Source organism: Streptomyces sp. NPDC052079, from assembly GCF_040680275.1.
Taxonomy (GTDB): Bacteria; Actinomycetota; Actinomycetes; order Streptomycetales; family Streptomycetaceae; genus Streptomyces.
In genome coordinates, this window is record NZ_JBFAWL010000007.1 from 245,319 (window position 1) to 271,587 (window position 26,269).

A 26,269-nucleotide genomic window follows, 5' to 3' on the forward strand; every position below is an offset into this window, starting at 1 on the left:
GGGCTCACCCGAAAGAGGGCTGACATGCGTCGGGGCCGGTACGAGGCGGTGAACACGCCTCGTACCGGCCCCGTCAGTGTTCACCGCACGATGGTGATGCGGTCTGCCTTCGGCGGGGCGATCGGGGTCGCCGGCGTCGAGTTGGCGGTCAGGTACTGCTCCAGGGCCGCCAGGTCGTCCTCGCCGACCAGGTCGTTGGTGCCCTGGCCCAGGGTCGGGAAGCCGTCGCCGCCGCCCGCGAGGAAGCTGTTCGTCGCGACGCGGTAGGTGGCGGCCGGGTCGATGGGCGAGCCGTTCAGCCGGATCGAGTCCGTGACCACGCGGTCCGCGCCCGTCTTCGTCAGGTCCAGGGTGTAGGTCAGGCCGGAGGAGATCTGGAGGATCTTCGGGGCCGCCTCGTTCGGGCCGCTGACCTGCTCCTTCAGGGCCTGGATCAGCTGCGCCCCGGTGAAGTCCTGGAGGTTGACCGTGTTGGCGAACGGCTGGACCGTGAAGCCCTCGGCGAACGTCACCACGCCGTCGCCCTCGCCACCACCGGCCGCGTAGGTGAGGGAGGCGCGGATGCCGCCGGGGTTCATCAGGGCCAGGTCGGTCTCCGGGTCCAGCGTCCTGCCGTACTCCAGCTGCGCGTCGGCGATGAGGTCGCCGAGCGGGGACTCCGTGCCGTCGCGCACGATGTCGCCGGAGATGTAGCCGATCGGGCGGTTGCCGATGGGGGCGGCGAGGGTGTTCCACTTGTCGATCAGGCGGGTCATGTCGGGCGCCTTGGGGACGTCCCGGGTGACGACGTGGTTCGCGGACTTCACCGCCGTACGGGCGATGTCACCGGTCCGGCGGTCGTACGTCAGCGTGGTGTCGGTGTAGAGGCGGCCGAAGGACGCGGCCGAGGTGACCGTGCGCGGCTTGCCCGACGGGTCGGGGATGGTGCAGGCGTACGCCGCGTGGGTGTGGCCGGTGACCAGCGCGTCCACGTCGGGCGTGACCTTCTTCGCGATGTCCGCGATCGGGCCGGAGATGCCGTCGCCGGCGCCCGGGGAGTCGCAGTCGTAGTTGTAGGCGGACGAGGCCGGGAAGCCGCCCTCGTGGATGAGCGCCACGATGGACTTCACGCCCTTGCGGCGCAGCTCTCCGGCGTACTTGTTGATCGTCTCGACCTCGTCCTTGAAGGACAGGCCCTTCACGCCCTCGGCGGAGACGATGTCCGGAGTGCCCTCGAGCGTCACGCCGATGAAGCCGACCTTGACGCCCTTCTGCTTCCACACCCAGTACGGCTTGAGGAGGGGCTTCTTCGTCTTCTCGTTCAGGACGTTGGCCGCCAGGTACGGGAAGTCGGCGCCCTTGAACTCCTTGTCCGCGTAGCAGCCGTCGTCCGGGTGGCAGCCGCCGTTCTGGAGGCGGCCCAGCTCGCGCGCGCCCTCGTCGAACTCGTGGTTGCCGACCGACGTGACGTCCAGGTCGAGCTTGTTCAGCGCCTCGATGGTGGGCTCGTCGTGGAAGAGGCCCGAGATCAGGGGGGAGGCGCCGACCATGTCACCGCCGGCGGCGGTGATGGAGTAGCGGTTGCCCTTACGGGCCTCCCGCAGGTGCGTGGCGAGGTACTCGACACCGCCCGCGTCGATGGTCTTCGTCGTGCCGTCCGGCTGGAGTTCGCTGACCCGGCCGGAAGAGCCCGACGGGGGCTCCAGGTTGCCGTGCAGATCGTTGAACGACAGGAGCTGGATGTCCTGGTAGCGGTGGTGGTTCTCGCCCGCGGTCGCCGATCCGGGCAGGGCCGCGGCGGCCAGCGCTCCGGCGGTGAGCACACCGGCGGCGGTCGCGAGGAGACGGTTCGTACGGCGTCTGCGGCGCTGGTGGTGCGCCGGGGATGTGGCTGGCATGCGCCCCCCTGTGGGTCCGAGTGGGTACCGGCGCAGCCTAGAGTCAACGCGCGTAGCGCGACAGGGGCTTCAGGGTTACGACCTGGTTTATCTTTCGTCGGCGCCCGTGTCTTCCTTGGAGCGCGCCCCTGCCGTCCGCATTACGGCACCCCCCGGCACCGTCCCCTTACCCTCGTAGGCATGACCAGCGACGACGACTTCGCGCGGCCCGGCCGGCCCCGTTCGCTCCAGACCTACGCCGCGCTCTCCCCCGAGCAGACCGACGCGGTTCTCGCCCTGCTCGCGGACGCCGCCCGGACCGACGGTCAGCAGGCGGTGTCCGAGCAGGGGCGGCTGCAACTGCGCGGCGGGGAGCGGGAAGGGGTCTCGCATCTGCTGCTGTTCGTCGGCGACGAACTCGTCGGATACGCCCAGTTGGAGGACACCGATCCGGTGGAGCCGCCGGCCGCCGAGCTGGTCGTGCATCCGTCCCACCGGGGCAGCGGGCACGGGCGGGCGCTCGGTTCCGCGCTGCTCGCCGCCTCGGGGAAGCGGCTGCGGGTGTGGGCGCACGGCGGTCACTCCGCCGCCCGGCATCTGGCGCAGGTGCTCGGTCTGACGCTGTTCCGGGAACTGCGGCAGATGCGGCGGCCGTTGGCCGGGCTGGATCTGCTGGAGCCGGTGCTGCCGGAGGGCGTGAGCATCCGTACGTTCGTGCCCGGCCAGGACGACGCGGCCTGGCTCGCGCTGAACGCCGCCGCCTTCGCCCACCACCCCGAGCAGGGCTCACTGACGCAGCGCGACCTCGACGACCGTATGGCCGAGCCGTGGTTCGACCCCGAGGGCTTCTTCCTCGCCGAGGACGCCGACGGCCGGCTCGTCGGCTTCCACTGGACCAAGGTGCACCAGGCGGAAGGGCTCGGCGAGGTGTACGTCCTCGGTGTGAGCCCCGACGCCCAGGGCAGCGGCCTCGGCAAGGCCCTCACCGCGGTCGGGCTGCGGCACCTGGCGGGCAAGGGACTGCCGACCGCCATGCTCTACGTCGACGCCGACAACAAGGCCGCGGTCTCCGTCTACGAGCGGCTGGGCTTCGTCACGTACGAGACGGATCTGATGTACCGGACGGAGACATGAGCCCCCGGAGCCGGAACCCGAACCGGAGCCGGAACCGTCGTACCGGCTCCATCGCGCACACCGCGCCCGCCGCCAGGACCACGCACAGCAGCAGCGTCCAGCGGTCGTGGGCGGCCGCCCACCTCGGGTCGTCCGGCGTCACGAACAGCGCCCAGCTCCCGGGACTCAGCACCGCCCCCAGGATCGCCGAGACCAGCAGAAACCCGGCGACCGCCTGACCCGGCCGGGCGCTGTCCCCGCGGTGGATCGCGAACGCCGACCCGGTGAGGGCGAGGGCGAGGACCGCCGCCGCCTCGACGGTGATGCCGGCGGCCGGGGGGCGCAGGGCCCCGGGGAATCTCCGGCGAGCGGAGCACCCGCGTGGCCCTCGCCCGCCCTCGCTACGGCCGCCGCGTCCGCGGTACTGCGCCGCCGTACGGCCTGACGGATCCGCCGGTACGTCCGTGCCTGCCAGGGGGAGGGGAGGGACGTACGGTGGCCGTCGTCCCTCCAGGCCCCGCGCCGTAGGGCCGCACCCCCTGGGTCGCCTCCCGCTGTCCCATACGTCATGTCTCCGTAACCCTTGATTCAAACAGGCTTGCGACGCTCGGCCAATGACTCCCGCCGTGCCAGAGCCCGCACCGCCCCGACGGGTGAACGGGCGGAACGGGGACGCCTCACCACCCCCGCCGCTCTCACCCGCGCTTTCCGATGCGCCCGTAACGCTGCCGGCGCGGAACAATGGGGCCATGAGCCAGCCCAGCACCCAGGCACAGGTACAGCACCCGCAGCCCTCCGTGGGCTCCATCGCCGCCCACCGACCGCACACCGTGGCCGGAGTGGTCTCCGACCTGGAACCCGACATCGACGCCGGCCTCGACGGTTACGAAGAGTCGCACACGGACGGCGCCCCGTTGCCGCAGGGCCGCTTCCTCGACCGGGAACACAGCTGGCTCGCCTTCAACGAGCGCGTCCTCGAACTCGCCGAGGATCCCGCCACCCCGCTCCTCGAGCGCGCGAACTTCCTCGCGATCTTCGCCAGCAACCTGGACGAGTTCTTCATGGTCCGCGTGGCCGGTCTGAAGCGCCGCATCGCCACCGGCGTCGCCACCCGCACCGCGTCCGGGCTCCAGCCGCGCGAGGTGCTGGAGATGATCTGGGCGCGCTCCCGCGAGCTGATGGCCCGGCACGCCGCCTGCTACCACGAGGACGTCGCCCCCGCGCTCGCGGAGGAGGGCATCCACCTGGTCCGCTGGAACGAGCTCACGGAGAAGGAGCAGGCCCGGCTCTTCACGCTCTTCCGGCACCAGATCTTCCCGGTCCTGACCCCCCTCGCGGTCGACCCGGCGCACCCCTTCCCGTACATCTCCGGTCTGTCGCTGAACCTGGCCGTCGTCGTACGCAACCCCGTCACCGGCCACAAGCACTTCGCCCGGGTGAAGGTGCCGCCGCTGCTGTCCCGCTTCCTGGAGAGCTCCCCCGGCCGCTACGTCCCCATCGAGGACGTCATCGCCGCGCACCTGGAGGAACTGTTCCCCGGCATGGAGGTGCTGGAGCACCACGCCTTCCGGCTCACCCGCAACGAGGACCTGGAGGTCGAGGAGGACGACGCGGAGAACCTGCTGCAGGCACTGGAGAAGGAACTCATGCGGCGCCGCTTCGGGCCGCCGGTGCGCCTGGAGGTCGAGGAGTCCATCGACCGGGAGGTGCTGGACCTGCTGGTGCGCGAGCTGAAGGTCGGCGAGGCGGAGGTGTATCCGCTGCCCGGCCCGCTCGACCTCACCGGACTCTTCCGCATCCACAGCCTGGACCGGCCCGAGCTGAAGTACCCGAAGTTCATCGCGGGCACCCACCGCGACCTGGCCGAGGTCGAGTCCGCGTCGGCCCCCGACATCTTCGCCGCCCTGCGCAGCCGGGACGTGTTGCTGCACCATCCCTACGACTCCTTCTCCACCTCCGTGCAGGCGTTCCTGGAGCAGGCGGCCGCCGACCCGGACGTCCTCGCGATCAAGCAGACCCTGTACCGGACGTCGGGCGACTCCCCCATAGTCGACGCGCTCATCGACGCCGCCGAGTCCGGCAAGCAGGTCCTCGTCCTGGTCGAGATCAAGGCCCGCTTCGACGAGCACGCCAACATCAAGTGGGCGCGCAAGCTGGAGGAGGCCGGCTGCCATGTCGTCTACGGCCTGGTCGGCCTGAAGACCCACTGCAAGCTGTCCCTGGTGGTCCGTCAGGAGGGCGAGTCGCTACGGCGTTACAGCCACGTCGGCACCGGCAACTACCACCCGAAGACGGCCCGCCTCTACGAGGACCTCGGCGTGCTCACCGCCGACCCGCAGGTCGGCGCGGACCTCTCCGACCTGTTCAACCGGCTCTCCGGATACTCCCGCCGCGAGACCTACCGCCGTCTGCTGGTGGCCCCCAAGTCGCTGCGGGACGGTTTGGTCTCGCGGATCGACAAGGAGGCCCAGCACCACCGAGCGGGCCGGCCCGCCTACGTCCGCATCAAGGTCAACTCGATGGTCGACGAGGCCGTCATCGACGCCTGCTACCGGGCGTCCCAGGCGGGCGTGCCGGTCGACATCTGGGTGCGCGGCATCTGCGCGATCCGGCCCGGTGTGGAGGGCCTGTCGGAGAACGTCCGGGTGCGCTCGATCCTCGGCCGCTTCCTCGAGCACTCGCGCGTCTTCGCCTTCGGCAACGGCGGCGAGCCGGAGGTGTGGATAGGCAGCGCGGACATGATGCACCGCAACCTCGACCGCCGGATTGAGGCGCTGGTGCGGGTGACCGACCCGGCCCACCGGGCGGCGCTGAACCGGCTGTTGGAGACCGGCATGTCCGACACCACGGCGTCCTGGCACCTGGGCCCGGACGGCGAGTGGACCCGGCACTCCACGGACGCGGACGGCCAGCCCCTGCGCAACATCCAGGAGATGCTCATAGACGCCCGGAGGCGCCGGCGTGGCACAGCGACACCCTGACCCGACGGACGGGCCCGTCCCGGCGGACGCCCTGGCCGGCTACCTGCGGGACTGGGCGACCGACTTCCTCCGCGCGCTGCGCCTCCACCGGGAGACCGGTGCGGGCGCGGCCGGGTCGGAAGCTTCCGCCGAGGCGGCACGCGCGCTCCGGCACGCGACCCGCCGCATCAGCGCCGGCCTCCACACCTTCCGGCCGGTCCTCGACCCGGAGTGGTCGGAGTCGCTGCGCCCCGAACTGGCCTGGGTCTCCGCCACCCTGGCCCAGGCAGACGCGTACGCCACCCGCCTGAACCAACTCCTCCTGGCCCTGCACCGCCTGTCGGGAGCCACCTCGTTCCCGCCCCAGCCGACCTCCGCCCCGTCCGGCACAACAACGACCCCCGGGCCCGGGGTGCCCTCCGCCACGAAAACACCCAGCGCCCCGGCAACCACACCTCACCCGCCGGCCACCCCGCCCGCTGACCGGCACGCCAGCGACCTGGCCCCCAGCCGCACAGCCCTCGCCGTTCACGGCCGTCCGGCCCGGGCCGTCGCCGCAGCGGACCGGGCCGAGGATGCGCCCCTGCGTGCCACTACCGCCACCGCCCCCACGCCCACACCCGCCCCTGCAGGGCCCCACGGCGACGGCGGCCGTCCCGCGGGGGCCGTCCCCGCGCCCGGCCGGACCGGCCTCACCGTCGGTGCCGCCAAGGCCGGTGCCCTGCTGGACCGCCAGCTGACGCTGGCCAGGACCCGGGCGCACTCCACCGCGCTCCAGGCCCTCGGGTCGTCCCGGTTCCACGGGATCGCCGACAAGGTCGCCGTCCTCGCCAGCGAGGTGCCGCTGTCCCCGGCCGCCGCGGCCCGCGCCGACCTGCGCCCGCTCGCCGACGCCGCGCGCGAGCGGCTTGCGGACGCCGTCGCCGGGCTGCCCCTGCTCACCGCGGGCAGCCCGTACAACGCCGAGGCGCTGATCGACGGGCTCTCCCCCGCCCCCGCCCCGCACCCGCAGGACGCCCCCTGGCACCAGGTCCGTCTCCTCCTGCGCCTGCACCGCTACGCCCGCGAGGTCCTCCACACCGGCGCGCCCCCGTCCGCCGACCACCGTCTCCTCGCCGCGAGCGAGGCCGCCCTCGACCGGCACCGCGACGCCTCGGAGGCGGCCGCCGCCGCCGCTCAGGCAGCCCGCACCCCGCGCATCGCCCCGGCCACCGCGTACGCCCTGGGCGTGCTCCACGCCGACCAGCGGCATGAGGTGGAGGCAGCGCGGTACGCGTTCCAGCGTGCGTGGCAGAAGGAAGCCATCGGCATGTCAGAGGGAGGCACACGGTGAGCACCCCGGGCTCCGCCAAGAACCGCACCGGCACCATCGAGGCCGCCGGCTGCGTCCTGTGGCGCCGTTCCCCCGTGACCGGCGAGCTCGAACTCTGCCTCGTCCACCGGCCCAAGTACGACGACTGGTCCTGGCCCAAGGGCAAGCTCGAGCCCGGCGAGGACCCGCTGGCCGGAGCCCTGCGCGAGGTCGCCGAGGAGACGGGCTACACCGCCGTGCCGACGGCCGAGCTCCCGAGCAGGCACTACCTGGTGGACGGCCGCCCCAAGCGGGTCCGCTACTGGGCTGCCGAAGCCGTCGCCGGCGATTTCACCCCGAACGACGAGGTCGACCGCGTGCTCTGGCTCCCCCCGGACGCCGCCCGCGCCCGCCTCACCACCCCCGGGGACGCCGACCTGGTGGACGCCCTCCTCGCCACCCTCCGCCCGGCTCGGTGAGCGTCCCGTTCCGTCAGTACCTGCCCGTGTCCCGACGTGAGCGTTCCGTGATATCACCGCACCGTCCACAGGGGTTCACCCCTCGTTCATGTACGCCCATCGGCAGCTTCACCTGTTCTGCCTAATTTCGGCCTTACGCGATGCGGTCCGCCCGACGAAAGAGGGGGCACACCGCGTCACCCGCACTCCGCACGCCGCCGAATTCAGGACGGCGGCCACGGGAAGGAACTCAAGTGAAGCTTCAGCGCAAGAACCGGCGGGCCCTCGCTCTCGGTGCTCTCGCCGTCTCCGGCGCCCTGGCCCTCACGGCGTGCGGCTCGGACGCCACCGGCGGCAACGGCGGCGGCGACGCCTCCGCCACCACGCAGGCCGGCAACATCCAGTGCGGCGACGCCAAGGGCCAGCTGCAGGCCTCCGGCTCTTCCGCCCAGAAGAACGCCATCGACGCCTGGGTGAAGCAGTACGCCGCGGCGTGCAGGGGCGTGCAGGTCAACTACAACCCGACCGGATCGGGCGCCGGCGTCACCGCGTTCCTCCAGGGCCAGACCGCGTTCGCCGGCTCGGACTCCGCGCTGGACGCCGAGGAGATCGAGCAGTCCAAGAAGGTCTGCAAGGACGGCCAGGCCATCGACCTGCCCATGGTCGGCGGCCCGATCGCCGTCGGCTACAACGTCCCGGGCGTGGGCGAGCTCGTCCTGGACGCGCCGACCCTCGCCAAGATCTTCGACAGCAAGATCACCAACTGGAACGACGATGCGATCGCCAGGCTCAACCCCGACGCCAAGCTTCCCGACCTGAAGATCCAGGCCTTCCACCGCTCGGACGAGTCCGGCACCACGGACAACTTCACCACCTACCTCCAATCCGCCGCCCCCGGCGACTGGAAGTACGAGCCGAGCAAGTCCTGGCAGGCCAAGGGCGGCCAGTCCGCGCAGGGCTCCTCCGGTGTCGCCCAGCAGGTGAAGCAGACCCCCGGCGCCATCTCGTACATGGAGCTGTCCTACGCCAAGGACGGCATGAACACCGTCGCCGTCAAGACCGAGGCCGCCGAGCCGGTCAAGGCGACCATCGAGAACGCCACCGCCGCCATCGGCGCCTCCAAGGTCGTCGGCACCGGCAAGGACCTCGCGCTGGAGCTGGACTACACCCCGGCCGCCGACGGCGCCTACCCGATCGTCCTGGTGACCTACGAGATCGCCTGCGACAAGGGCAACAAGGCGGAGACCCTCCCCGCCGCCAAGTCCTTCCTGAACTACATGGCTTCCAAGGACGGCCAGGCCCTGCTGGCCGACGCGGGCTACGCCCCCATGCCCGACGAGATCATCACCAAGGTCCGCGAGACCATCTCGAGCCTCGCCTGACCCGAGAGTGCGGACCGGCTCCGGCCACGGCGCCGGTCCGCACCGTCCGGTGCACCGCCATCAGGAGCCCCCGGCCCCGGAAGGCTCCGACCGAGCCGCCCGTCCCGGCGGCTCCGCAGACCGGAGAACCCGATGGACATCACCACGCAGAAACCAGCCGCTCCCCCCGCACCCGGGCCGGCCGCACCCCCGGACCGGCGTGCCGCGCGCGGTGCCACCCGCCCCGGTGACCGGATATTCCTGGGGCTCTCCCGGGGGTCCGGCATCCTCGTCCTGGTGCTCATGGCCGCCATCGCGGCCTTCCTGACCTACCGCGCTTCCCTGGCCATCAGCAAGGACGAGGCGAACTTCTTCACCACCTTCGAGTGGAACCCCAGCGGCATCCCGCCGGAGTTCGGCATCGCGGTGCTGGCCTTCGGCACCGTCGTGTCGTCGGTCATCGCCATGGTCGTCGCGGTCCCGGTCTCGGTGGGCATCGCCTTGTTCATCACGCACTACGCCCCCCGCCGGCTCGGCGGCGTCGTCGCGTACGTGATCGACCTGCTCGCCGCAGTCCCGTCCATCGTCTACGGCCTGTGGGGCGCCCTCGTCCTGGTGCCGCACATGGACGGCCTCTTCGGCTGGCTCGACGCCCACCTCGGCTGGACCGGCGTCTTCTCCTGGAACGAGGGTCCCGCCCGTTCGCTGTTCACCGTCGGCATCCTGCTCGCGCTGATGATCCTTCCGATCATCACCAACGTCAGCCGTGAGGTCTTCCGCCAGGTCCCGCGGGCGCACGAGGAGGCCGCCCTGGCCCTCGGCGCCACCCGCTGGGAGGTCATCCGCATGTCGGTGCTGCCCTTCGGCCGCTCCGGCATCATCTCCGCGTCCATGCTGGGCCTCGGCCGCGCGCTCGGCGAGACGATGGCCGTGGCCATGGTGCTCTCGCCGACCTTCGACATCAACGCCAGCCTGCTCAACGCGGGCGGCGGCACCTTCGCCCAGAACATCGCAAGCAAGTTCAACGAGGCCACCGTGATGGGCCAGGACGCGCTGATCGCCTCCGGCATGGTGCTCTTCGTCATCACCCTGCTGGTCAACGGCGCGGCCCGCCTGATCATCGCCCGCCGCAAGGAGTACTCGGGGGCCAACGCATGACCAAAGCAACCCTTTCCCCCCAGCCCGGCTCGCTGCGCGGCGCGACCCTGCCGAAGTGGTTCCCCTGGGCGGTCGCCGCCGGCTCCCTCGCCTTGGGCTACGGCATCAGCGCCGCGGCCGGCCTGGACAGCGACATCCAGTGGGCCCTCATCGCCGCGGTCCTCTTCGTCATCGGCTCCTACGGCATCTCCGCGAGGATCGAGGGCAGCCGCCAGGCCAAGGACCGCACCGCGACCAGCCTGGTCTGGGTCGCCTTCCTCCTGGCCGTGATCCCGCTGGCCTCCCTCCTCTGGGAGACGGCCGAACGCGGCGTGAAGGTTCTCGACGGCTACTTCCTCAGCCACTCGATGGGCGTGGTCGCCGACTCCGAACCCGGCGGCGGCATCTACCACGCCATCCTCGGCACCGCCGAGCAGGTCGGCCTCGCCACCCTGATCTCCGTGCCGGTCGGCGTGCTCACCGCGATCTACCTGGTCGAGTACGGGCGGGGCAGACTCGCCAAGTCCGTCACCTTCTTCGTCGACGTGATGACGGGCATCCCGTCGATCGTCGCGGGTCTGTTCATCCTGAGCCTCTGGATCCTGATCCTGGACATGGGACCGTCCGGCTTCGCCGGCTCGCTGGCCCTGTCGATCCTGATGATCCCGGTCGTCGTCCGCTCCACCGAGGAGATGCTCAAGCTCGTCCCGAACGAGCTGCGCGAGGCGTCCCTGGCGCTCGGCGTGCCGAAGTGGCGCACGATCCTGAAGGTGGTCCTGCCGACGTCGGTCGGCGGCATCGTCACGGGCGTGATGCTCGCGATCGCCCGCATCACCGGTGAGACGGCCCCCGTGCTGCTGCTGGTCTGGGGCACGGACTTCATCAACGCCAACCCGTTCCAGGACCCGCAGGAATCCCTGCCGATGTACATCTACCTGCAGTGGGCCAACAGCGGTGGCTCCGGCGCCGCGTTCGACCGTGCCTGGGCGGCGGCCCTGACGCTCATCGGCTTCATCATGATCCTCAACCTTCTGGCCCGCGGCATCGCCCGCTGGAAGGCACCCAGGACCGGTCGCTGAGGCCTCCCGATCCGAAAGAAGAAGTGATACCCATGGCCAAGCGCATCGACGTCAGCGGCCTCAACGCCTACTACGGCTCCTTCCTCGCCATCGAGGACATCTCGATGACCGTCGAGCCCCGCTCCGTGACGGCCTTCATCGGCCCGTCCGGCTGCGGCAAGTCCACCTTCCTGCGCACCCTCAACCGCATGCACGAGGTGACCCCCGGCGGCCGGGTCGACGGCAAGGTCATGCTCGACGACGAGAACCTGTACGGCGCCGGCATCGACCCGGTGGCCGTGCGGCGCGAGGTCGGCATGGTGTTCCAGCGCCCGAACCCGTTCCCCACGATGTCGGTCTACGACAACGTGGCGGCGGGCCTGCGCCTGAACGGCAAGTACAAGAAGTCCCAGCTGGACGACATCGTCGAGAAGTCCCTCAGGGGCGCCAACCTCTGGAACGAGGTGAAGGACCGCCTGAACAAGCCCGGCTCAGGTCTCTCCGGCGGTCAGCAGCAGCGCCTGTGCATCGCCCGCGCCATCGCGGTCGAGCCGAACGTCCTGCTCATGGACGAGCCGTGCTCCGCCCTGGACCCGATCTCCACCCTCGCCATCGAGGACCTGATCGGCGAGCTGAAGCAGCGCTTCACCATCGTCATCGTGACGCACAACATGCAGCAGGCGGCCCGCGTCTCCGACCGCACCGCGTTCTTCAACCTCGCGGCGGTCGGGCAGCCCGGCAAGCTGGTCGAGATCGACGACACGGACCGCATCTTCTCCAACCCGTCGGTCCAGGCCACGGAGGACTACATCTCCGGCCGCTTCGGCTGACCAATCCCCTCGCGGTGCTGCATGGCGGTGCCACCGCGAGGCCCAAAAGGGCCCGCCCCCGAACCGGGGCGGGCCCTTCCAACGCAACTGCGAGCAGTCACCCGCGCAACTGCGGGCAGTCACCCGCGTAACTGCGGGCAATCGTGCCGCTGGGGCGGCACGGGTGGGCGCAGCGGCACCCCGCAAACGCCGGGCTGCGCAGACACCCCCCGCCCAGCCCTCGCACCACGGGCGCCTACAAGAACGCCAGATGCACCAGCCCGAACGACAGCGCAGCCACCACCGCAGCCGCCGGCATGGTGATGAACCACCCAAGAACAATGTTCTTGGCAACTCCCCACCGCACGGCATTGACCCGCTTCGTCGCCCCCACACCCATGATCGCCGACGTGATCACATGCGTAGTGGAGATCGGCGCATGAAACAGAAACGCCGACCCGAACATGATCGAAGCCCCCGTAGTCTCCGCAGCGAACCCCTGCGGCGGATCCAACTCAATGATCTTCCGCCCCAGCGTCCGCATAATGCGCCAGCCACCCGCATACGTCCCCGCGGACAGCATCACGGCACAAGCGAGCTTCACCCACACCGGAATCGGATCGCCGTAGTCCTCGACATCGGCGATGACCAGCGCCATCACCACGATGCCCATCGTCTTCTGCGCGTCCTGCAGACCGTGCCCCAGCGCCATGCCCGCCGCCGACACCGTCTGCGCGATACGGAACCCGCGCTTGGCCTTATGCGGATTGGACCGCCGGAAGATCCACATGATCGCGGTCATCACCAGGTACCCGGCGAGCAGACCGACCACCGGTGACACGAACATCGGGATGACGATCTTGTCGACCACGCCGTCCCAGTAGACGGTCGTCCCCCCGGCCAGCGCGGCCCCGACCATTCCGCCGAACAACGCGTGCGACGACGACGACGGCAGTCCGAAGTACCAGGTGATCAGGTTCCAGACGATCGCCCCCACCAGCGCGGCGAAGAGGATCCCCATGCCCGTCGAGCCCTCGGGTGTCTGGATCACACCCTCACTGACGGTCTTGGCGACCCCGGAGCCCATGAACGCGCCGGCGAGATTCATCACGGCCGCCATCGCCAGCGCCGCCCGGGGCGTGAGCGCCCGCGTCGACACGGACGTGGCGATCGCGTTCGCCGAGTCGTGGAAGCCGTTGGTGTACGTGAAGAAGAGCGCGACCCCGATGGTCACGACCAGAGCAAAGGTGTCCATAAAGGGCTCAGGACTCCTTGACCGCGATGGTCTCCACGGTGTTCGCCACGTGCTCGAAGGCGTCGGCCGCCTCCTCCAGTACGTCCACGATCTGCTTGAGCTTCAGCACCTCGATGGCGTCGTACGTGCCGTTGAAGAGGTGGGCCAGCAGCTTGCGGTGGACCTGGTCGGCCTGGTTCTCCAGACGGTTGACCTCGATCCAGTACTCCGTGAGGTTCTCCATGGTGCGCAGATGCGGCATGGCCTCCGCGGTGAGCTCCGCGGCCCGGGCCAGGACCTCGATCTGCTGCTCGACGCCCTTGGGGAGTTCCTCGACGTTGTAGAGGACGACCAGGTCGACGGCCTCCTCCATGAAGTCCATGATGTCGTCGAGGGAGGACGCCAGGGCGTAGATGTCCTCACGGTCGAACGGCGTGATGAACGAGGAGTTCAGCTGGTGGAAGATCGCATGCGTGGCGTCGTCACCTGCGTGTTCCGCGGCCCGCATCCGCTCGGCGATCTCGGCCCGGGCGGAGGTGTCCGCCCCGAGCAGTTCCATCAGGAGCTTGGAGCCCGTGACGATGTTGTCCGCGGACGCGGCGAACATGTCGTAGAAGCTCGTCTCCCTGGGGGTCAGACGAAAGCGCACGTGGGGTCCTCGGTCTGCATCGGTGTCGGTCAGGCTGATGCTAGGCGCATCATCCGGCCACGTGTAACGGGCCGCCCCCCAGTGTCGCGCATCGGACACAGTGATGAGCACGGGGGCGGTCCAAGGCCCGTTTCCGGCCGTGGCGCAGGCCATGGGCCATCATCGGCCAAGGGGCCCCTACCCAGCGAAGTTCGGTAACATATACCCACCAGGGGTATATGTCGGCCATCACCCACAGGAGGACGCGATGACGACCACCGAAACCGGCGCGGACGCGCCCTCCTCCCCGGAGACCGTGACCGATCACGACCGGGGCGTCCACGGCTACCACAAGCAGAAGCAGGAACACCTCAAGCGCCTGCGCCGCATCGAGGGGCAGATCCGCGGGCTGCAGCGCATGGTCGACGAGGACGTCTACTGCATCGACATACTCACCCAGGTGTCCGCCTCCACCAAGGCCCTGCAGTCGTTCGCCCTGCAACTGCTGGAGGAGCACCTGCGCCACTGTGTCGCGGACGCGGCCGTCAAGGGCGGCGACGAGATCGACGCCAAGGTCAAGGAGGCCACACAGGCCATCGCCCGCATGCTACGCACCTGACCGACGGACTCCGCCCGGGGCTCAGTCCCCGGCGGACTCCGCCCGCGTCTCGGCCACCCGCAGCACCTCGTCGATGCTCTCCAGGCTGAGCCGGTCCTCGGCGGCGGAGGCGGCGATGATCAGCTCGCCGCACAGCTCGATCTCGGCAAGCGCCACGTGGTCCTGAACCGTCCCGCCCCTGAGCAGAGCCACGCGCCTCACCTCTTCTCCGTCGTCACCGACTTCCTAGAGTAGGGAGCGCCCTACGCACCGCGCATGGCACGGAAGGGCTAGTTCCCGCCGGTCACATCCGGCCCTTCCGGTCTGGCCCGGGGCTCATTCCGCGGCGATCCGGCCCGCGTAGATGTCCTCACCCTCGGGCAGCCGTACGTCGGCCGGGGCCCCGAAGTCGTACAGCAGCGTGGTCGAGGCGACCCCGACGGGGTCGTCCTGCCGCCCGTTGACAAAACTGAACCGGTGGCGGACCTTGCGGATCCGCCCCTCGTCGTCGAGGTAGACGTCGAACGGCACCCGTGCGGTGGCGAACCCTTTCGCCGCCGCGCCCAGCGGCCCACGGTTCGCCTCCGAGGCCGCCCGCGAGGCTGCCTCCAGGTCGGCGGTGCCCCGGTAGTGGCGCACCTTCGTCCCCGCGAGCTCGGTCCGCCCGACGAACTTCGCCGCACGCGTCCCACGCAGCACCTCGGCGGCGGCGAACGGATCGGTGGCCCCACCGGTGACGAGGTTCCCGTCGGACAGCGTCCCCGTGTCCACCCGTACCCACTTGTCGGGGGGCACCCCGGCCCCCCGGTTCTTCATGAACAGCGCTCCGGGAGCGAGCAGCTCGGTGATGGGCCGGCGGACGGTGGCCCCCGCCGGATCCTGCGGCAGCAGCACCTTGAGCCGCCCGAGCCGCTTCCGGTAGTCGTAGACGCCCTGGCCCCGGATGGTGACCCGGGTGCCGCCGGTGGCCATCTCGAGGGAGGTGCGCGCCTTGGAACTCCCCGCCTCCACCAGAGCCTCGGCCGCCCCCCGCAGCACCTCCACCGGGTCCCCGGCCGGTGCTCCCTGGGGCACGGCATCACTGCGCGCACAACCGGCCACCCCGAGCCCGAGACAGCACACGACGCCGACCCCGGCCATCACGCCCCGCATCCGCCAGTGCTGCTGCCGTCGAGCCATGCCTGCCTACCCCTGCTCCGTCCGACACGGGCCGCTTGTCGTCGGGGTTAACGACCGGTAAGGGGCCCCGTCACGCCGACACGCCGGGCGCTACCGTGGGCGGCGTGGCACAACAGGACGACGAGCCGCCGCCGGGCCGGCACACGACCACCACCACCGAGCAGGGCCCCTTCTGTCTGGCCTGCTGCACCTGCGGCTGGCGGGGGCCCGCCAGAAGAGCCAGAAGCCAGGCCCGCACGGACGCGCAGAACCACACGGCCGAGTGACACACCCCATGCCGCCGTCCCGGCCGGACGCGGCGCCCTGCTCACGGGCTCCGTCAGGAACCGGGGTCGGTCAGGCGGCCAGATCCCGCTCGTCCGGGTCCGTGCCGCTCCCCGGTGCCCCGTAGCGCGCGCCGGAGGCCGTCCGCCCCCGCTCGCCGTCCTGCCACTTCCGGGACGTGATGAGCCACCCACCGCGCGGCGAGCGCTCGATCGCCCGCATCAGCGGGGTCAGCAGCGCCATGGCGAGCGGCGACAGCAGCAGCGCGACGGCCGTACCGAGCGCGAGTCCGCCCACCACGTCCGTCGGGTAGTGGACGCCCATGTAGACGCGGATGAACCCGCCCAGCAGTCCGAGCACCAGGCCGATGATCCCGAGCCGCCGATTGGCCAGGAACAGTCCCACCGCCAGCGCCATGCACAGCGTCGCGTGATCACTGACGAACGAGTAGTCGTCCTTGCCGTGGACGAGAACTTCCAGACCCTCATGGTCGTTGAACGGCCGTGGCCGCTCCACGAACCCCCGGATCGGCACATTGACCAGTACGGCGACTCCGGCCGCGAGCGGGGCCCACACCAGGGCCGCCACCGTCGGGGCCGCGTCCTCGCCGCCCCGCCTCCTGACGCCCCACCAGCACCACAGCAGCAGCGCCAACAAGGCGAACAGCAGGCCGAACTCGCCCACGAACTCCATGATCCGGTCGAACCACGGCGGCGCTTCCTTGGCAAGGCCGTTGATGTCGTACAGCAGGTCGACGTCGGGGTTCGACCCGGAATCGGCGAGTCCAGCCATGGTGCTGCGGCCCCTTCGTCATCTCTCTCGGCGCACGATTGCACGCCGCTCCGGCCACCCCCGTGGTCTGCAGATCCGCTCGTCGGCTCGGCTACGACAACAGGAACGCACGATCCCCGCTGATACGTTCCACCCTCTACCGAATGATCACGCAGACGTTATCGAAGAGAGACGCATCTCCGCAGCTCAGGGGGAGGGTTAACGCTCCGCTCACACCGTGGTGGGCAATGCTTTCGCGCCATCTTCGGTGACACGGGTGGCACCAAAGTAGTCAGGAGTGTCCACCGGGTCGAATCGGATCACGGCACCCGGCCGGGGTGCGTCGATCATGTACCCACCGCCGACATAGATACCCACATGCCGGATGGCCCGTGAATTGGTGAGGTCGTCCGAGAAGAAGACCAGATCACCGGGGAGCAGCTCGTCCCGCTTGGGATGCGGGCCCGCGTTGTACTGGTCGTTCGCCACCCGGGGCAGCGTGATCCCCACGCTCTCGTACGCCGCCTTGGTCAGCCCTGAGCAGTCAAAACGTCCTCCCTGCTGAGCGGTGCCGTTGCCGCCCCACAGATACGGGGTGCCGAGCTTCTTCTGCGCGTACGCGATCGCCCCGGCGGCCTGCTCCGACGGATCCACCCGGCCCACCGGCGCGGCGAAACTCTGCTCCAGAGCGCGGATGCGCTTGACGTAGTTCTGCGTCTCCTTGTACGGCGGAACACCCCCGTACTTGATCACCGCGTACGCGCCGGCGTTGTACGAGGCGAGCATGTTTTCGGTCAGATTCCCGCCGACGTCCTTCACATAGGACGCGAGGGTGCAGTCGTACTTCGCCGCCGACGGGATCGCGTCCTTCGGGTCCCATACGTCACGGTCCCCGTCGCCGTCGCCGTCGATCCCGTGTGTGGCCCAGGTGCCGGGGATGAACTGGGCGATGCCCTGGGCGGCGGCATGGCTCTGCGCCTTGGGGTTGAACCCGCTCTCCTGGTAGAGCTGCGCGGCGAGCAGGGCGGGATTGATCGCGGGGCAGAGGTTCCCCCACGTCGAGACGAGCTGCTGGTACGCGGCCGGCACGCTCCCCTTGGCCAGCGCCTTGGCGGCCCCGCCGCCCACCCCGTTGACGATGTTCCCGGCGACGACGTAGACCCCGATGACGAGCACCATGACGAAGGCGAGCACGGAACCGACGGCAAGAGTCACGGCGACCCACGCCTTACGCACCGTCAACCACCCCTCACCGTCCGGCAGTCCACCGCCGCCCGACAGTGTAGGGGTGACATCCGCCCTCAGGGGGTCCCGAAAGCGCCGGACCTGAGAAACCCGACGGCACGTCAGAAGCAGTGCGGCGGGAGCCTCGTTGCCCAGCGTGACACACCGTGATACACAGAGTGACGATACGACTCTTCACCCGTCGGTGCGCGCCCCTGCCGGAGTCCGGCGCGCGCCGGTGGCAAGCTATTCGTACGAAACCTGCCAACGGATGACGCCAAGTCGACATACGACGGCGTCATTGTCGGCGACAATGAGGCCTGACCTCTGCACCACCGCAGGGGATGCGGAACTACCCATACAGGGGCGGTGACTTACATGTTCTTCGCGGCCGACGAGGGAGACATCAACACCATTATCGGCGGGATCGCTCCGGATTGGGGCCCCTTCGGCAGCCTGGGCAACGAGGCCAAGGTCATGATTGAAGTGGTCATGGCGGTCGCCATCCTCATCTGCCTGGGCATCGCCATCTGGGGGGCGGCCAAACAGCGCATCGGCGCCACCGCGTTGAGGGACACGTTCAGTGCCGAACAGGGCAAGGGCCTCATCATCGCCGGCCTCACGGGCGTCTTCATCATCGGTTCGCTCGGCACGCTGTTCACCATCGTGTACGGCATGGCCGTATAGGTTCCGCACCATCGGTCCGACCGGGCACGCCCGGCTCCCCCTCCATCCCACCCGCCCGTCGTGCCCACCGGCTGAGGTTGCGTTTCCCTGATGTCCACTCACCACACCGCGTCCGAACGGCAGCCGGCACGGCTACCGTCGTACGTGGAGTACCCGGAGTACGAGGTGTTTCCGCACGACGCTGAGGGGGCGTACGCGGCATGAGTCTCGGAGACGACACGGGCCAGACCCGCACCCGCCTGCCGGAAGGAGGCGGCGACCCGTACGGCGGCGCCCGCAGAGGCGGCCGTTCGTCGTCGCGCAGCCTCGTCACGGTCGTCGGCGTGGTGGTCCTCCTCATCGCCGCGATCGCCTTCGCGAACCGTGGAGGCGACGATTCCGACCCGGAGGAGGGCGCGGGCGACTCCCCCAAGTCGGCGGCGACGGCCCCTACGGGGGAGAAGCCGGTGAGTGCGAAGGCAGCGGGCATCCCCTCGGGCTTCGCCCACGACCGCCAGGGGGCGGAGAGCGCGGCGGCGAACTATGCGGTGGCCTTGGGTTCCGCCGAGATGTTCAGCAAGGCCCGCCGCGACGCCATCCTGCAGTCGATCATCGTTCCCGCCCGGGTCGCGGACTTCGAGGCGACCCTGGACAAGGCGTACACGCCGGAGTTCAACAAGAACGTGGGCCTGAAGGAGGACGGCAGCACGCCGAGAGGCTTCACGTTCGTCTCCCGCACCAGCCCGATCGGCACCAAGGTCACCAAGTCGTCCGCTGACACCGCCACGGTCGAAGTCTGGTGCGGCGGCCTCTTGGGACTCGCCGGTGAAACGTCCACGAATCCGGTCACCAGCAGCTGGTTCACCATCACCATGCAGCTGGAGTGGACCAACGACGACTGGAAGATCGTGACCCACTCTCAGAAGGACGGCCCCGCACCGGTTCCCGGCGACGAGCGGGCCTCCAGCGCCGACGAGATGGCCAAAGCCGTCCAGGAGTACGGAGGGTTCACGTATGCCCGCTAACCGCCGCCTGCTGGCACTGACGGGTGTCATCGCGGCCGCACAGACGACAGCCGTTCTGTTCGCCACGCGGGCCGTCGCCGCTCCCACACCGACGCCGACGCCGACGCCGACGCCGACGGACAGCAACGACCCCTGCGACCTGATTCACGGCCCCGCCAAGGACTACTGCGAACGCGGCCAGGAAAGTGACGGCGGCGGAGGGTCCGGCACGCTCAACGACCCCACCACCACCCTCGACCCCCTCGCCTCCCTCGCCAAAGGCTGTGCCGACGCCGCCTCCTGGACCATCGACAAGCTCAGCGGGGCCGTGGAGGAGACGGCGGACGTCGACTTCACCAACGACACGTTCCTCCAGCAGTACGCCGTCGTCTTCGCCGCGTCGACGATCCTCACCCTGCTCCTCTGGCTGCTAGCCGTCGCCAAGCGCGCGGTGCGAGGCGTCCCCCTCACCACCGCCCTCTCCGAGGCGATCGGCTTCCTCTGGCTCACCGTCCTCGCCTCGGCCTTCACACCCCTGATCCTCTACACCGTCGTCTCCGCGACCGACGGCGTCACCGAGGTCCTCGCGAAGGCGACCGGCGACCAGACGGACACGTTCTTCGGCACGTTCTCCGGCGCGCTCGAGAAGGGCGACGACATCGGCGGCGGACCGATCATGCTGATCGTCGTCTCGCTCGTCTCCATCCTCGCCGCCGGCGTCCTCTGGCTGGAGCTCGTCATCCGCGCCGCCCTGCTCTACGTCGGCGCCCTCCTCGGCACCGTCGTCTACGCCGGCCTCGTCGACAAGAACCTGTGGGGCCACGTCCGCCGCTGGGCGGGCATCATGATCGCCGTGATCCTGGTGAAGCCGGTCATCGTGATCGTGCTCGGGCTCGCCGGCGCGCTCTCCGCCGACGAGGGCCCCGACGCCTTCTCCGCCGTCGTCTCCGGACTGTCGATCATCCTGCTCGCCATCTTCGCCTCCGCGATGATCTACCGCTTCGTCCCCGGCTTCGGCGACGAGATCGCCGGCTCCCGCAACAACCGCCTCATGCAGAGCGCCGAAAGCAAGGCCGCCGCCGTCATCAGCTCCCCGGCAACCCTCGTCGCGCAGGGCATCAAGACCCACAGCTCCCGCGCCGACCACAACGGCGGTGGCGGCCAGTCCTCCGGCCCGCGCCCCTCCAACCCCGCCTCCGGCGGAGTCGCCGCGCACAGTTCGCGCCCGTCGAACGTCGGCGGAACTGCCTCCTCCACCGCCCCCGCGCCCCGCTCGGGCAGCCCGGTGAACACCCCCCACGCCAGCAGCAGCCGCAACAGCAGTACCAACCGCACGGGAGGTGAAGGGCGTTGACGACCGAGTCCCATCTGTCCCATCCGATCACGCCCCGCCGTACGTATCTGATCGGCCGCGCCCGGCCGAACGCGATCGTCGGCCGCAATCGCGAGACCGGAGAGATCGCGCTGATCGTCCTGGGCGCGTTCCTCGGCATGATGTGCGGGCTTCTCGTCCCCGTCCTGTCCGTGCGGATCGTGCTGCTCGCGGGCCTGCCGATGCTGGCCCTGTCCGCCGTGTACGTGCCCTACCGGGGCCGCACCTTCTACAAATGGTTCGAGATCAACCGCAGCTACAAGCGCACCGTGCGCCGCGGCACCACCTACCGTTCCGGCGCCGTCGAGGCCGGCACCCGCCTGGACGGCCGCGAGGTGGAGATCGGGCCGCCACCGGGAATCGGCAGGATCACCTGGCTCGCCGCCCCCTTCGGCCCGGACGAGATCGCCGTACTGCTGCACGCGGACCGCAAGACCGTCACCGCCGCGATCGAGATCGAGGGGCCCGGCGTCGGCCTGCGCGACTCCGAGGACCAGGAAGCCCTCGTCGACCGCTTCGGCACGCTCCTCAAGCATGTCGCCAACGGCGACGGCTTCGTCACCCGGCTTCAGATGCTGGCCCGCACCCTGCCCGCCGACCCTGACGCCCACGCCAAGGACGTCTCCGTACGCGGGGACGACAAGGCACCGCCGTGGCTCCAGCAGTCGTACGACCAGCTGCAGTCCATGGTGTCCACCAGCAGCGAGCAGCACCGCGCCTACCTCGTCGCCTGCATGCACTTCAACCGGGAGCTGGCCGCCGAGGCCAACACCATGGCCCGCGCGATGCGCAGCCAGGGCGGCGGCAAGGTCGACCGGGACGCGGGGCTCGCCGTCGTCATGGCCCGTGAGCTGACCGACATCTGCTCCCGGCTCCAGGAGGCCGACATCCGCGTACGGCAGCCGCTCGGCCAGAGCAGACTGTCCTCGCTGATCCACTCCATGTACGACCCGGACCACCCGATCGACCACATCCAGGCGATGACCCAGCGCAACGCCTGGCCAGCCGAGCTGGACGCCATGGAGCCCACCTACCTCCAGGCCAAGACCCGCGAGTCCACCACCCGCGCCCCCTGGTGCCACGCCACGGCCTGGATCAAGGAGTGGCCGATGACCCCCGTGGGCGTCAACTTCCTCGCGCCGCTCCTCGTCCACACCCCCGACGTGATCCGCACGGTCGCCGTCACCATGGACCTCGAACCCACCGAGGTCGCCATCGAACGCATGCTGACCGAGAAGACCAACGACGAGGCGGAAGCGTCCCGCGCCGCCAAGATGAACCGCACCGTCGACCCGCGCGACATCGCCGCGCACAGCCGCCTCGACCAGCGCGGCGAGGACCTCGCCAGCGGCGCCGCGGGCGTCAACCTGGTCGGCTACATCACCGTCTCCTCCCGCACGCCCGAGGCCCTGGCCCGCGACAAGCGGACCATACGGGCGTCGGCCGGAAAGTCGTACCTGAAGCTGGAGTGGTGCGACCGCGAGCACCACCGCGCGTTCGTGAACACACTCCCGTTCGCCACCGGCATTCGAAGGTAGGGGCTGAGCCGCTATGCGGGATCCGCTGTCCGTCGTCACCGACGCCTTCACGTCCTTCCTGTTCGGGAAGGTCGAGACCACACGGCTGCCGGTGCGCACGTCCACGGGCCAGGCACAGGCGGTCTATCTGCCGACCGCCGCGCCCGGCCTCGGCGACTCCGGCGTCATCATCGGCCGCGAGGTCTACTCCGGCAAGGGCTATATCTACGACCCCTTCCAGCTCTACGGCCAGCAGCTCCCCGCCCCGCACTGGCTGGTCCTCGGCGAGTCCGGCAACGGCAAGTCGGCCCTGGAGAAGACGTACGTCCTGCGCCAACTGCGTTTCCGCGACCGCCAGGTCGTCGTCCTGGACGCGCAGGGCGAGGACGGCGTCGGCGAATGGAACCTCATCGCGCAGGAGCTGGGGATAACTCCCATCCGCCTCGACCCGATGGCCGCCCTCAACCACGGCATCCGGCTCAACCCCCTGGACCCGTCGATCACCACCACCGGCCAGCTCGCGCTGCTCCGGACGATCATCGAGGTCGCGATGGGCCACGGCCTGGACGAGCGCGCCGGCTTCGCCCTCAAGGTCGCCCACGCCTACGTCAACGAGACCATCGTCGAACGCCAGCCCGTCCTCTCGGACATCGTGGAGCGCCTGCGCCACCCCGAACCCGAGTCCGCGGAGGCGATGAACGTCGCCATAGACGACGTACGGGCATGGGGCCTGGACGTGGCCCTGGTCCTCGACCGCCTCGTCGACGGCGACCTGCGGGGCATGTTCGACGGCCCGACGACGGTCGGCATCGACCTCGACGCACCGCTCATCGTCTTCGACCTGTCCCATATCGACCGCAACTCCATCGCCATGCCCATCCTCATGGCGATCGTCGGCGTCTGGCTCGAGCACACCTGGATCCGCCCCGACCGGAAGAAGCGCATCTTCCTGGTCGAGGAGGCCTGGCACATCATCAACAGCCCGTTCGTCGCCCAGCTGTTCCAGCGGCTGCTGAAGTTCGGCCGACGGCTCGGTCTGTCGTTCGTCGCGGTCGTCCACCACCTGTCCGACGTGGTGGACGGGGCGGCGGCGAAGGAAGCGGCAGCCATCCTGAAAATGGCGTCGACCCGGACCATCTACGCCCAGAAGGCGGACGAGGCGAGGGCGACCGGCCGGGTGCTGGGCCTGCCCAGGTGGGCCGTGGAGATCATCCCGACGCTGACTCCCGGCATCGCGGTCTGGGACGTCAACGGCAACGTCCAGGTGGTCAAACACCTGGTCACGGAGACCGAACGCCCGCTGGTCTTCACCGACCGCGCCATGACCGAGTCCTCGGTCGACCTGTCCGACGACGCCCTGCGCGCCGCCGAACGGGAGGCGGAGGAACGGGCGGCGGCCTTCGTGGAACAGCACATCGGTGACTCCGAATCGACGGTGGCGTAAGGGGCAACGCGTGAGACCGGACGATCACCGTGCGCAGGGCCGGACCGGCCAGGGCGGTATCCCCGACGGGCTGCTGATCGGCATACTCGCCTTCCTCATCGGCCTGACCACCATGGTGTGGACGGCCACCGGGCTCGCGGGCCTCTTCGCCCACGGCCACTGGCCGTCCGGCGTCACCTTCACCCGCACCCCGGTGGCGATGCGCCACCTCGTCGCCGACCCGAAGGACCTCCCCGTCGCCTGGCCGGACGCGCCGGAGACCGATCTCTCGGGGTACGGCCTCTTCTGGGGTCTGTTCATCGGCGAGCTGATGATCCTGACGGTCCTCGTGGTGTTCGCCGTGGGCACGGTGGCCCGCTGGAGAGCCGTACGGGACATACGGCGCGCGGAACGCGCGACGGCCACCCCCCGACCGCAAACCGAACCCCACCAGGAGCCGGCACCACAGCCCGAACGGGAACCGCTGCCGGCCCAGAAGCAGCTGCACGAGGTACCGACGCCCAGAGGGCCCGAGCAGGAGCCGCCGTCACCCGCACCACAAGAACCGGCGTTCCCGTCCCCGTCCGACGGTGCACGGACGAACGACTGGCGGACACCTCGCTCCGAGGGCCCGGGCCTGCACTACGGCCCCCCGGACGCCCGCCACACCACCGCCACCCAGGCCATACGGGACGCCGTCGGCCCGGCGCTGGTCGTCACCTCCAACCCCACCCTCTGGCACGACACCAAGGACGCCCGCGCCAAGCTCGGCCCCACCCACCTCTACGACCCCACCCACCTCTGCGACACCCCCGCCCGCCTGCACTGGTCCCCCACGGCCGGCTGCGAGGACAAGCACACGGCCACCGCCCGCGCGGCCGCGCTCCTCGCTCCCGTGCGCCCCACCTCCCGCCTCGACCAAGCGGTCGCCGACACCGCCGAGACACTGCTCCGCAGCTACGTCCATGCCGCGGCCGTCGACGGCCGCACCATCCGCCACGTCCACCGCTGGGCCCAGGGCATCCAGGTGCACGACGCCGTACGCATCCTCCGCACCAACCCCAAGGCCGCCCCCGGCTCCGCCGGCGAACTCGAAGCGGCCCTCACGGCGCACCCCGACCGCCGCGACATGGCCCAGCAGTTGACGACCCGGGCCCTGTCCGCCCTCTCCACGATCAACGTCCGCGAGGCCTGCACTCCCAACCGAAATGATGCCCTCGCCTTGGATTCCTTTATCGACGAAGGGGGCACGCTTTACGTTGTGGGTGAATCCATCGAGGACCCCCGCACCAGCCCGGGCGCGATGCCCCTGCTGACGGCGCTCGCCTCACACGTGGTCGAGCACGGCCGGCGCATGGCCGAACGGTCATCCTCCGGTCGGCTCGACCCACCACTCACCCTCGTCCTGGACGACGTGGCCGCCGTGGCCCCGCTCCCCCAGCTACCGGAGCTGCTCGCCACCGGCACGGACCGGGGCCTGCCCACACTGGCCCTGCTCCGCTCCCGCGAACAGGGCAGAGCCCGCTGGCCGCACGACGAACTACCGGTCTGACCCAGCGGCCGGACTACCGCTCCGGCACCGGCCGGTCCACGGCCAGCTCGAACTCCAGGTCGTCCGGGTCGTCCCCCAGCGACATGGTCACCCCGGTCTCCACGAAACCCGCCTTGCGGTAGGCCCCCAGCGCCCGCGCGTTCTCCCCGTGCACAAGAAGCCGCACGCGCTCCGCCCCACGCCCCCACGCCCACTCCAGCGCGGTCTCGAACAGCGCCTTCGCCAGCCCACTCCCCCGATACCCGGGAGCCACGTACACGCCCACCAGGTGCCCCTGCCGCCGCGCGACGACGGACCCGGTCCAGTCCGTCGTACCGGCCTCCTCGATCAACATGGCCACATTGGCGACCCAGCTCCCGTCCGCCGTCTCGGCGATGAACTGCCGCGCCCCGTTCGCCGTACGCTCCTGCCACCAGGAGTCCGGCCGGGCCACGGCCTCCTCGTAGGTGTCCATGTAGGCGATGTGCGCGACCGGGTCCCGCAGCGCGGTGAGCCGCAGCTCCCTCGACGCCGCCCACTCCTCCGCACGCACCGGCCGGATCACACAGTCGTCCATGGACATCGCACTCATGTCCGCCACCGTAGTACCGGAGTAGCACCGCCCTCACCCGAAATACGGCCCCCGGACCGACGCCTGCCGCCCCCGCGCGGAAAACGCAGAAAACCCCGCACCGGAATGGTGCGGGGTTTCCCCTAATAATTGTTCGGCGGCGTCCTACTCTCCCACAGGGTCCCCCCTGCAGTACCATCGGCGCTGTAAGGCTTAGCTTCCGGGTTCGGAATGTAACCGGGCG

The 26,269-nt window shown here is 70.2% G+C and carries 25 protein-coding genes and 1 rRNA gene; 17 read left to right on the forward strand and 9 right to left on the reverse strand.

Annotated features, from left to right (window positions below; all coding sequences use genetic code 11):
• Positions 1-80: 80 nt before the first annotated feature.
• Positions 81-1,877 carry a bifunctional metallophosphatase/5'-nucleotidase gene (locus tag AB0L56_RS15000; RefSeq protein WP_365423157.1) on the reverse strand — a complete coding sequence of 599 codons (1,797 nt, stop codon included), beginning with the start codon at positions 1,875-1,877 and terminating at the stop codon, positions 81-83.
• 180 nt (positions 1,878-2,057) lie between these two features.
• Here AB0L56_RS15000 and mshD point away from each other — a divergent pair, with 180 nt between their 5' ends.
• The 9 genes from mshD (at position 2,058) to pstB (ending at position 12,064) form a co-directional block, all read left to right on the forward strand.
• Entirely contained in the window at positions 2,058-2,990 is a 933-nt protein-coding gene (gene mshD / locus AB0L56_RS15005; RefSeq protein WP_365423161.1) for a mycothiol synthase, read from the forward strand.
• On the forward strand, positions 2,987-3,208 hold the full coding sequence (locus AB0L56_RS15010) for a hypothetical protein (protein ID WP_365423164.1): 222 nt from the start codon (positions 2,987-2,989) through the stop codon (positions 3,206-3,208). The genes mshD and AB0L56_RS15010 overlap by 4 nt, the downstream gene beginning before the upstream one ends.
• Positions 3,209-3,718: 510 nt before the next feature.
• Positions 3,719-5,950 carry an RNA degradosome polyphosphate kinase gene (locus tag AB0L56_RS15015; protein WP_365423167.1) on the forward strand — a complete coding sequence of 744 codons (2,232 nt, stop codon included), beginning with the start codon at positions 3,719-3,721 and terminating at the stop codon, positions 5,948-5,950.
• Positions 5,931-7,262 (forward strand): CHAD domain-containing protein, encoded by a 1,332-nt coding sequence (locus AB0L56_RS15020; protein WP_365423170.1) that lies wholly within the window; start codon positions 5,931-5,933, stop codon positions 7,260-7,262. The genes AB0L56_RS15015 and AB0L56_RS15020 overlap by 20 nt, the downstream gene beginning before the upstream one ends.
• Positions 7,259-7,699, forward strand: a complete 441-nt coding sequence (locus AB0L56_RS15025) for an NUDIX hydrolase (RefSeq protein WP_365423173.1) — start codon at positions 7,259-7,261, stop codon at positions 7,697-7,699. Before AB0L56_RS15020 ends, AB0L56_RS15025 begins: the two co-directional genes overlap by 4 nt.
• Before the next feature lie 233 nt (positions 7,700-7,932).
• Positions 7,933-9,060, forward strand: a complete 1,128-nt coding sequence (pstS, locus tag AB0L56_RS15030) for a phosphate ABC transporter substrate-binding protein PstS (protein WP_365423176.1) — start codon at positions 7,933-7,935, stop codon at positions 9,058-9,060.
• 132 nt (positions 9,061-9,192) lie between these two features.
• Positions 9,193-10,197: a phosphate ABC transporter permease subunit PstC gene (gene pstC / locus AB0L56_RS15035; protein ID WP_361031839.1), complete on the forward strand. Its 1,005-nt coding sequence runs from the start codon at positions 9,193-9,195 to the stop codon at positions 10,195-10,197.
• Entirely contained in the window at positions 10,194-11,255 is a 1,062-nt protein-coding gene (gene pstA / locus AB0L56_RS15040) for a phosphate ABC transporter permease PstA (protein WP_365423179.1), read from the forward strand. Before pstC ends, pstA begins: the two co-directional genes overlap by 4 nt.
• A gap of 32 nt (positions 11,256-11,287) precedes the next feature.
• Positions 11,288-12,064 (forward strand): phosphate ABC transporter ATP-binding protein PstB, encoded by a 777-nt coding sequence (gene pstB, locus AB0L56_RS15045; RefSeq protein ID WP_361031845.1) that lies wholly within the window; start codon positions 11,288-11,290, stop codon positions 12,062-12,064.
• Positions 12,065-12,299: 235 nt separating this feature from the next.
• Here pstB and pitH read toward each other — a convergent pair whose 3' ends face one another.
• A complete protein-coding gene (gene pitH, locus AB0L56_RS15050) occupies positions 12,300-13,298 on the reverse strand; it encodes a low-affinity phosphate transporter PitH (RefSeq protein ID WP_361031848.1) in 999 nt (332 codons plus the stop codon).
• A 7-nt stretch (positions 13,299-13,305) separates the two neighbouring features.
• Positions 13,306-13,926 (reverse strand): DUF47 family protein, encoded by a 621-nt coding sequence (locus AB0L56_RS15055; RefSeq protein ID WP_361031851.1) that lies wholly within the window; start codon positions 13,924-13,926, stop codon positions 13,306-13,308.
• 247 nt (positions 13,927-14,173) lie between these two features.
• On the opposite strand from AB0L56_RS15055, the gene AB0L56_RS15060 reads away from it, so the two are divergent.
• Positions 14,174-14,524 carry a metal-sensitive transcriptional regulator gene (locus tag AB0L56_RS15060; protein WP_361031853.1) on the forward strand — a complete coding sequence of 117 codons (351 nt, stop codon included), beginning with the start codon at positions 14,174-14,176 and terminating at the stop codon, positions 14,522-14,524.
• 21 nt (positions 14,525-14,545) lie between these two features.
• Here the strand turns inward: AB0L56_RS15060 and AB0L56_RS15065 are convergent, their stop codons facing one another.
• Complete coding sequence (locus AB0L56_RS15065) at positions 14,546-14,725, reverse strand: hypothetical protein (RefSeq protein ID WP_361031856.1); 180 nt, start codon at positions 14,723-14,725, stop codon at positions 14,546-14,548.
• 114 nt (positions 14,726-14,839) lie between these two features.
• A complete protein-coding gene (locus tag AB0L56_RS15070; RefSeq protein ID WP_365423184.1) occupies positions 14,840-15,682 on the reverse strand; it encodes a hypothetical protein in 843 nt (280 codons plus the stop codon).
• 104 nt (positions 15,683-15,786) lie between these two features.
• Here AB0L56_RS15070 and AB0L56_RS15075 point away from each other — a divergent pair, with 104 nt between their 5' ends.
• Positions 15,787-15,948, forward strand: coding sequence for a hypothetical protein (locus tag AB0L56_RS15075; RefSeq protein WP_361031905.1), 162 nt, complete (start codon positions 15,787-15,789; stop codon positions 15,946-15,948).
• A 70-nt stretch (positions 15,949-16,018) separates the two neighbouring features.
• Here AB0L56_RS15075 and AB0L56_RS15080 read toward each other — a convergent pair whose 3' ends face one another.
• Positions 16,019-16,738, reverse strand: coding sequence for a phosphatase PAP2 family protein (locus AB0L56_RS15080; RefSeq protein WP_365423187.1), 720 nt, complete (start codon positions 16,736-16,738; stop codon positions 16,019-16,021).
• A gap of 210 nt (positions 16,739-16,948) precedes the next feature.
• Positions 16,949-17,959 (reverse strand): NlpC/P60 family protein, encoded by a 1,011-nt coding sequence (locus AB0L56_RS15085; protein WP_361031865.1) that lies wholly within the window; start codon positions 17,957-17,959, stop codon positions 16,949-16,951.
• Positions 17,960-18,319: 360 nt separating this feature from the next.
• Here AB0L56_RS15085 and AB0L56_RS15090 point away from each other — a divergent pair, with 360 nt between their 5' ends.
• From AB0L56_RS15090 to AB0L56_RS15115, 6 genes are all read left to right on the forward strand, one after another.
• Entirely contained in the window at positions 18,320-18,628 is a 309-nt protein-coding gene (locus AB0L56_RS15090; protein WP_332888069.1) for a hypothetical protein, read from the forward strand.
• 200 nt (positions 18,629-18,828) lie between these two features.
• Positions 18,829-19,632, forward strand: a complete 804-nt coding sequence (locus tag AB0L56_RS15095) for a hypothetical protein (protein ID WP_365423191.1) — start codon at positions 18,829-18,831, stop codon at positions 19,630-19,632.
• Positions 19,622-20,965: a hypothetical protein gene (locus AB0L56_RS15100; RefSeq protein WP_365423193.1), complete on the forward strand. Its 1,344-nt coding sequence runs from the start codon at positions 19,622-19,624 to the stop codon at positions 20,963-20,965. Before AB0L56_RS15095 ends, AB0L56_RS15100 begins: the two co-directional genes overlap by 11 nt.
• On the forward strand, positions 20,962-22,521 hold the full coding sequence (locus AB0L56_RS15105; RefSeq protein ID WP_361031874.1) for an SCO6880 family protein: 1,560 nt from the start codon (positions 20,962-20,964) through the stop codon (positions 22,519-22,521). Before AB0L56_RS15100 ends, AB0L56_RS15105 begins: the two co-directional genes overlap by 4 nt.
• Positions 22,522-22,534: 13 nt before the next feature.
• A complete protein-coding gene (locus AB0L56_RS15110) occupies positions 22,535-23,944 on the forward strand; it encodes an ATP-binding protein (protein WP_365423196.1) in 1,410 nt (469 codons plus the stop codon).
• 10 nt (positions 23,945-23,954) lie between these two features.
• Positions 23,955-25,475, forward strand: a complete 1,521-nt coding sequence (locus tag AB0L56_RS15115; protein WP_365423199.1) for a type VI secretion protein — start codon at positions 23,955-23,957, stop codon at positions 25,473-25,475.
• A gap of 13 nt (positions 25,476-25,488) precedes the next feature.
• Here AB0L56_RS15115 and AB0L56_RS15120 read toward each other — a convergent pair whose 3' ends face one another.
• On the reverse strand, positions 25,489-26,037 hold the full coding sequence (locus tag AB0L56_RS15120; RefSeq protein WP_361031902.1) for a GNAT family N-acetyltransferase: 549 nt from the start codon (positions 26,035-26,037) through the stop codon (positions 25,489-25,491).
• 140 nt (positions 26,038-26,177) lie between these two features.
• Positions 26,178-26,269, reverse strand: a 5S ribosomal RNA gene (gene rrf / locus AB0L56_RS15125); the annotation flags it as partial.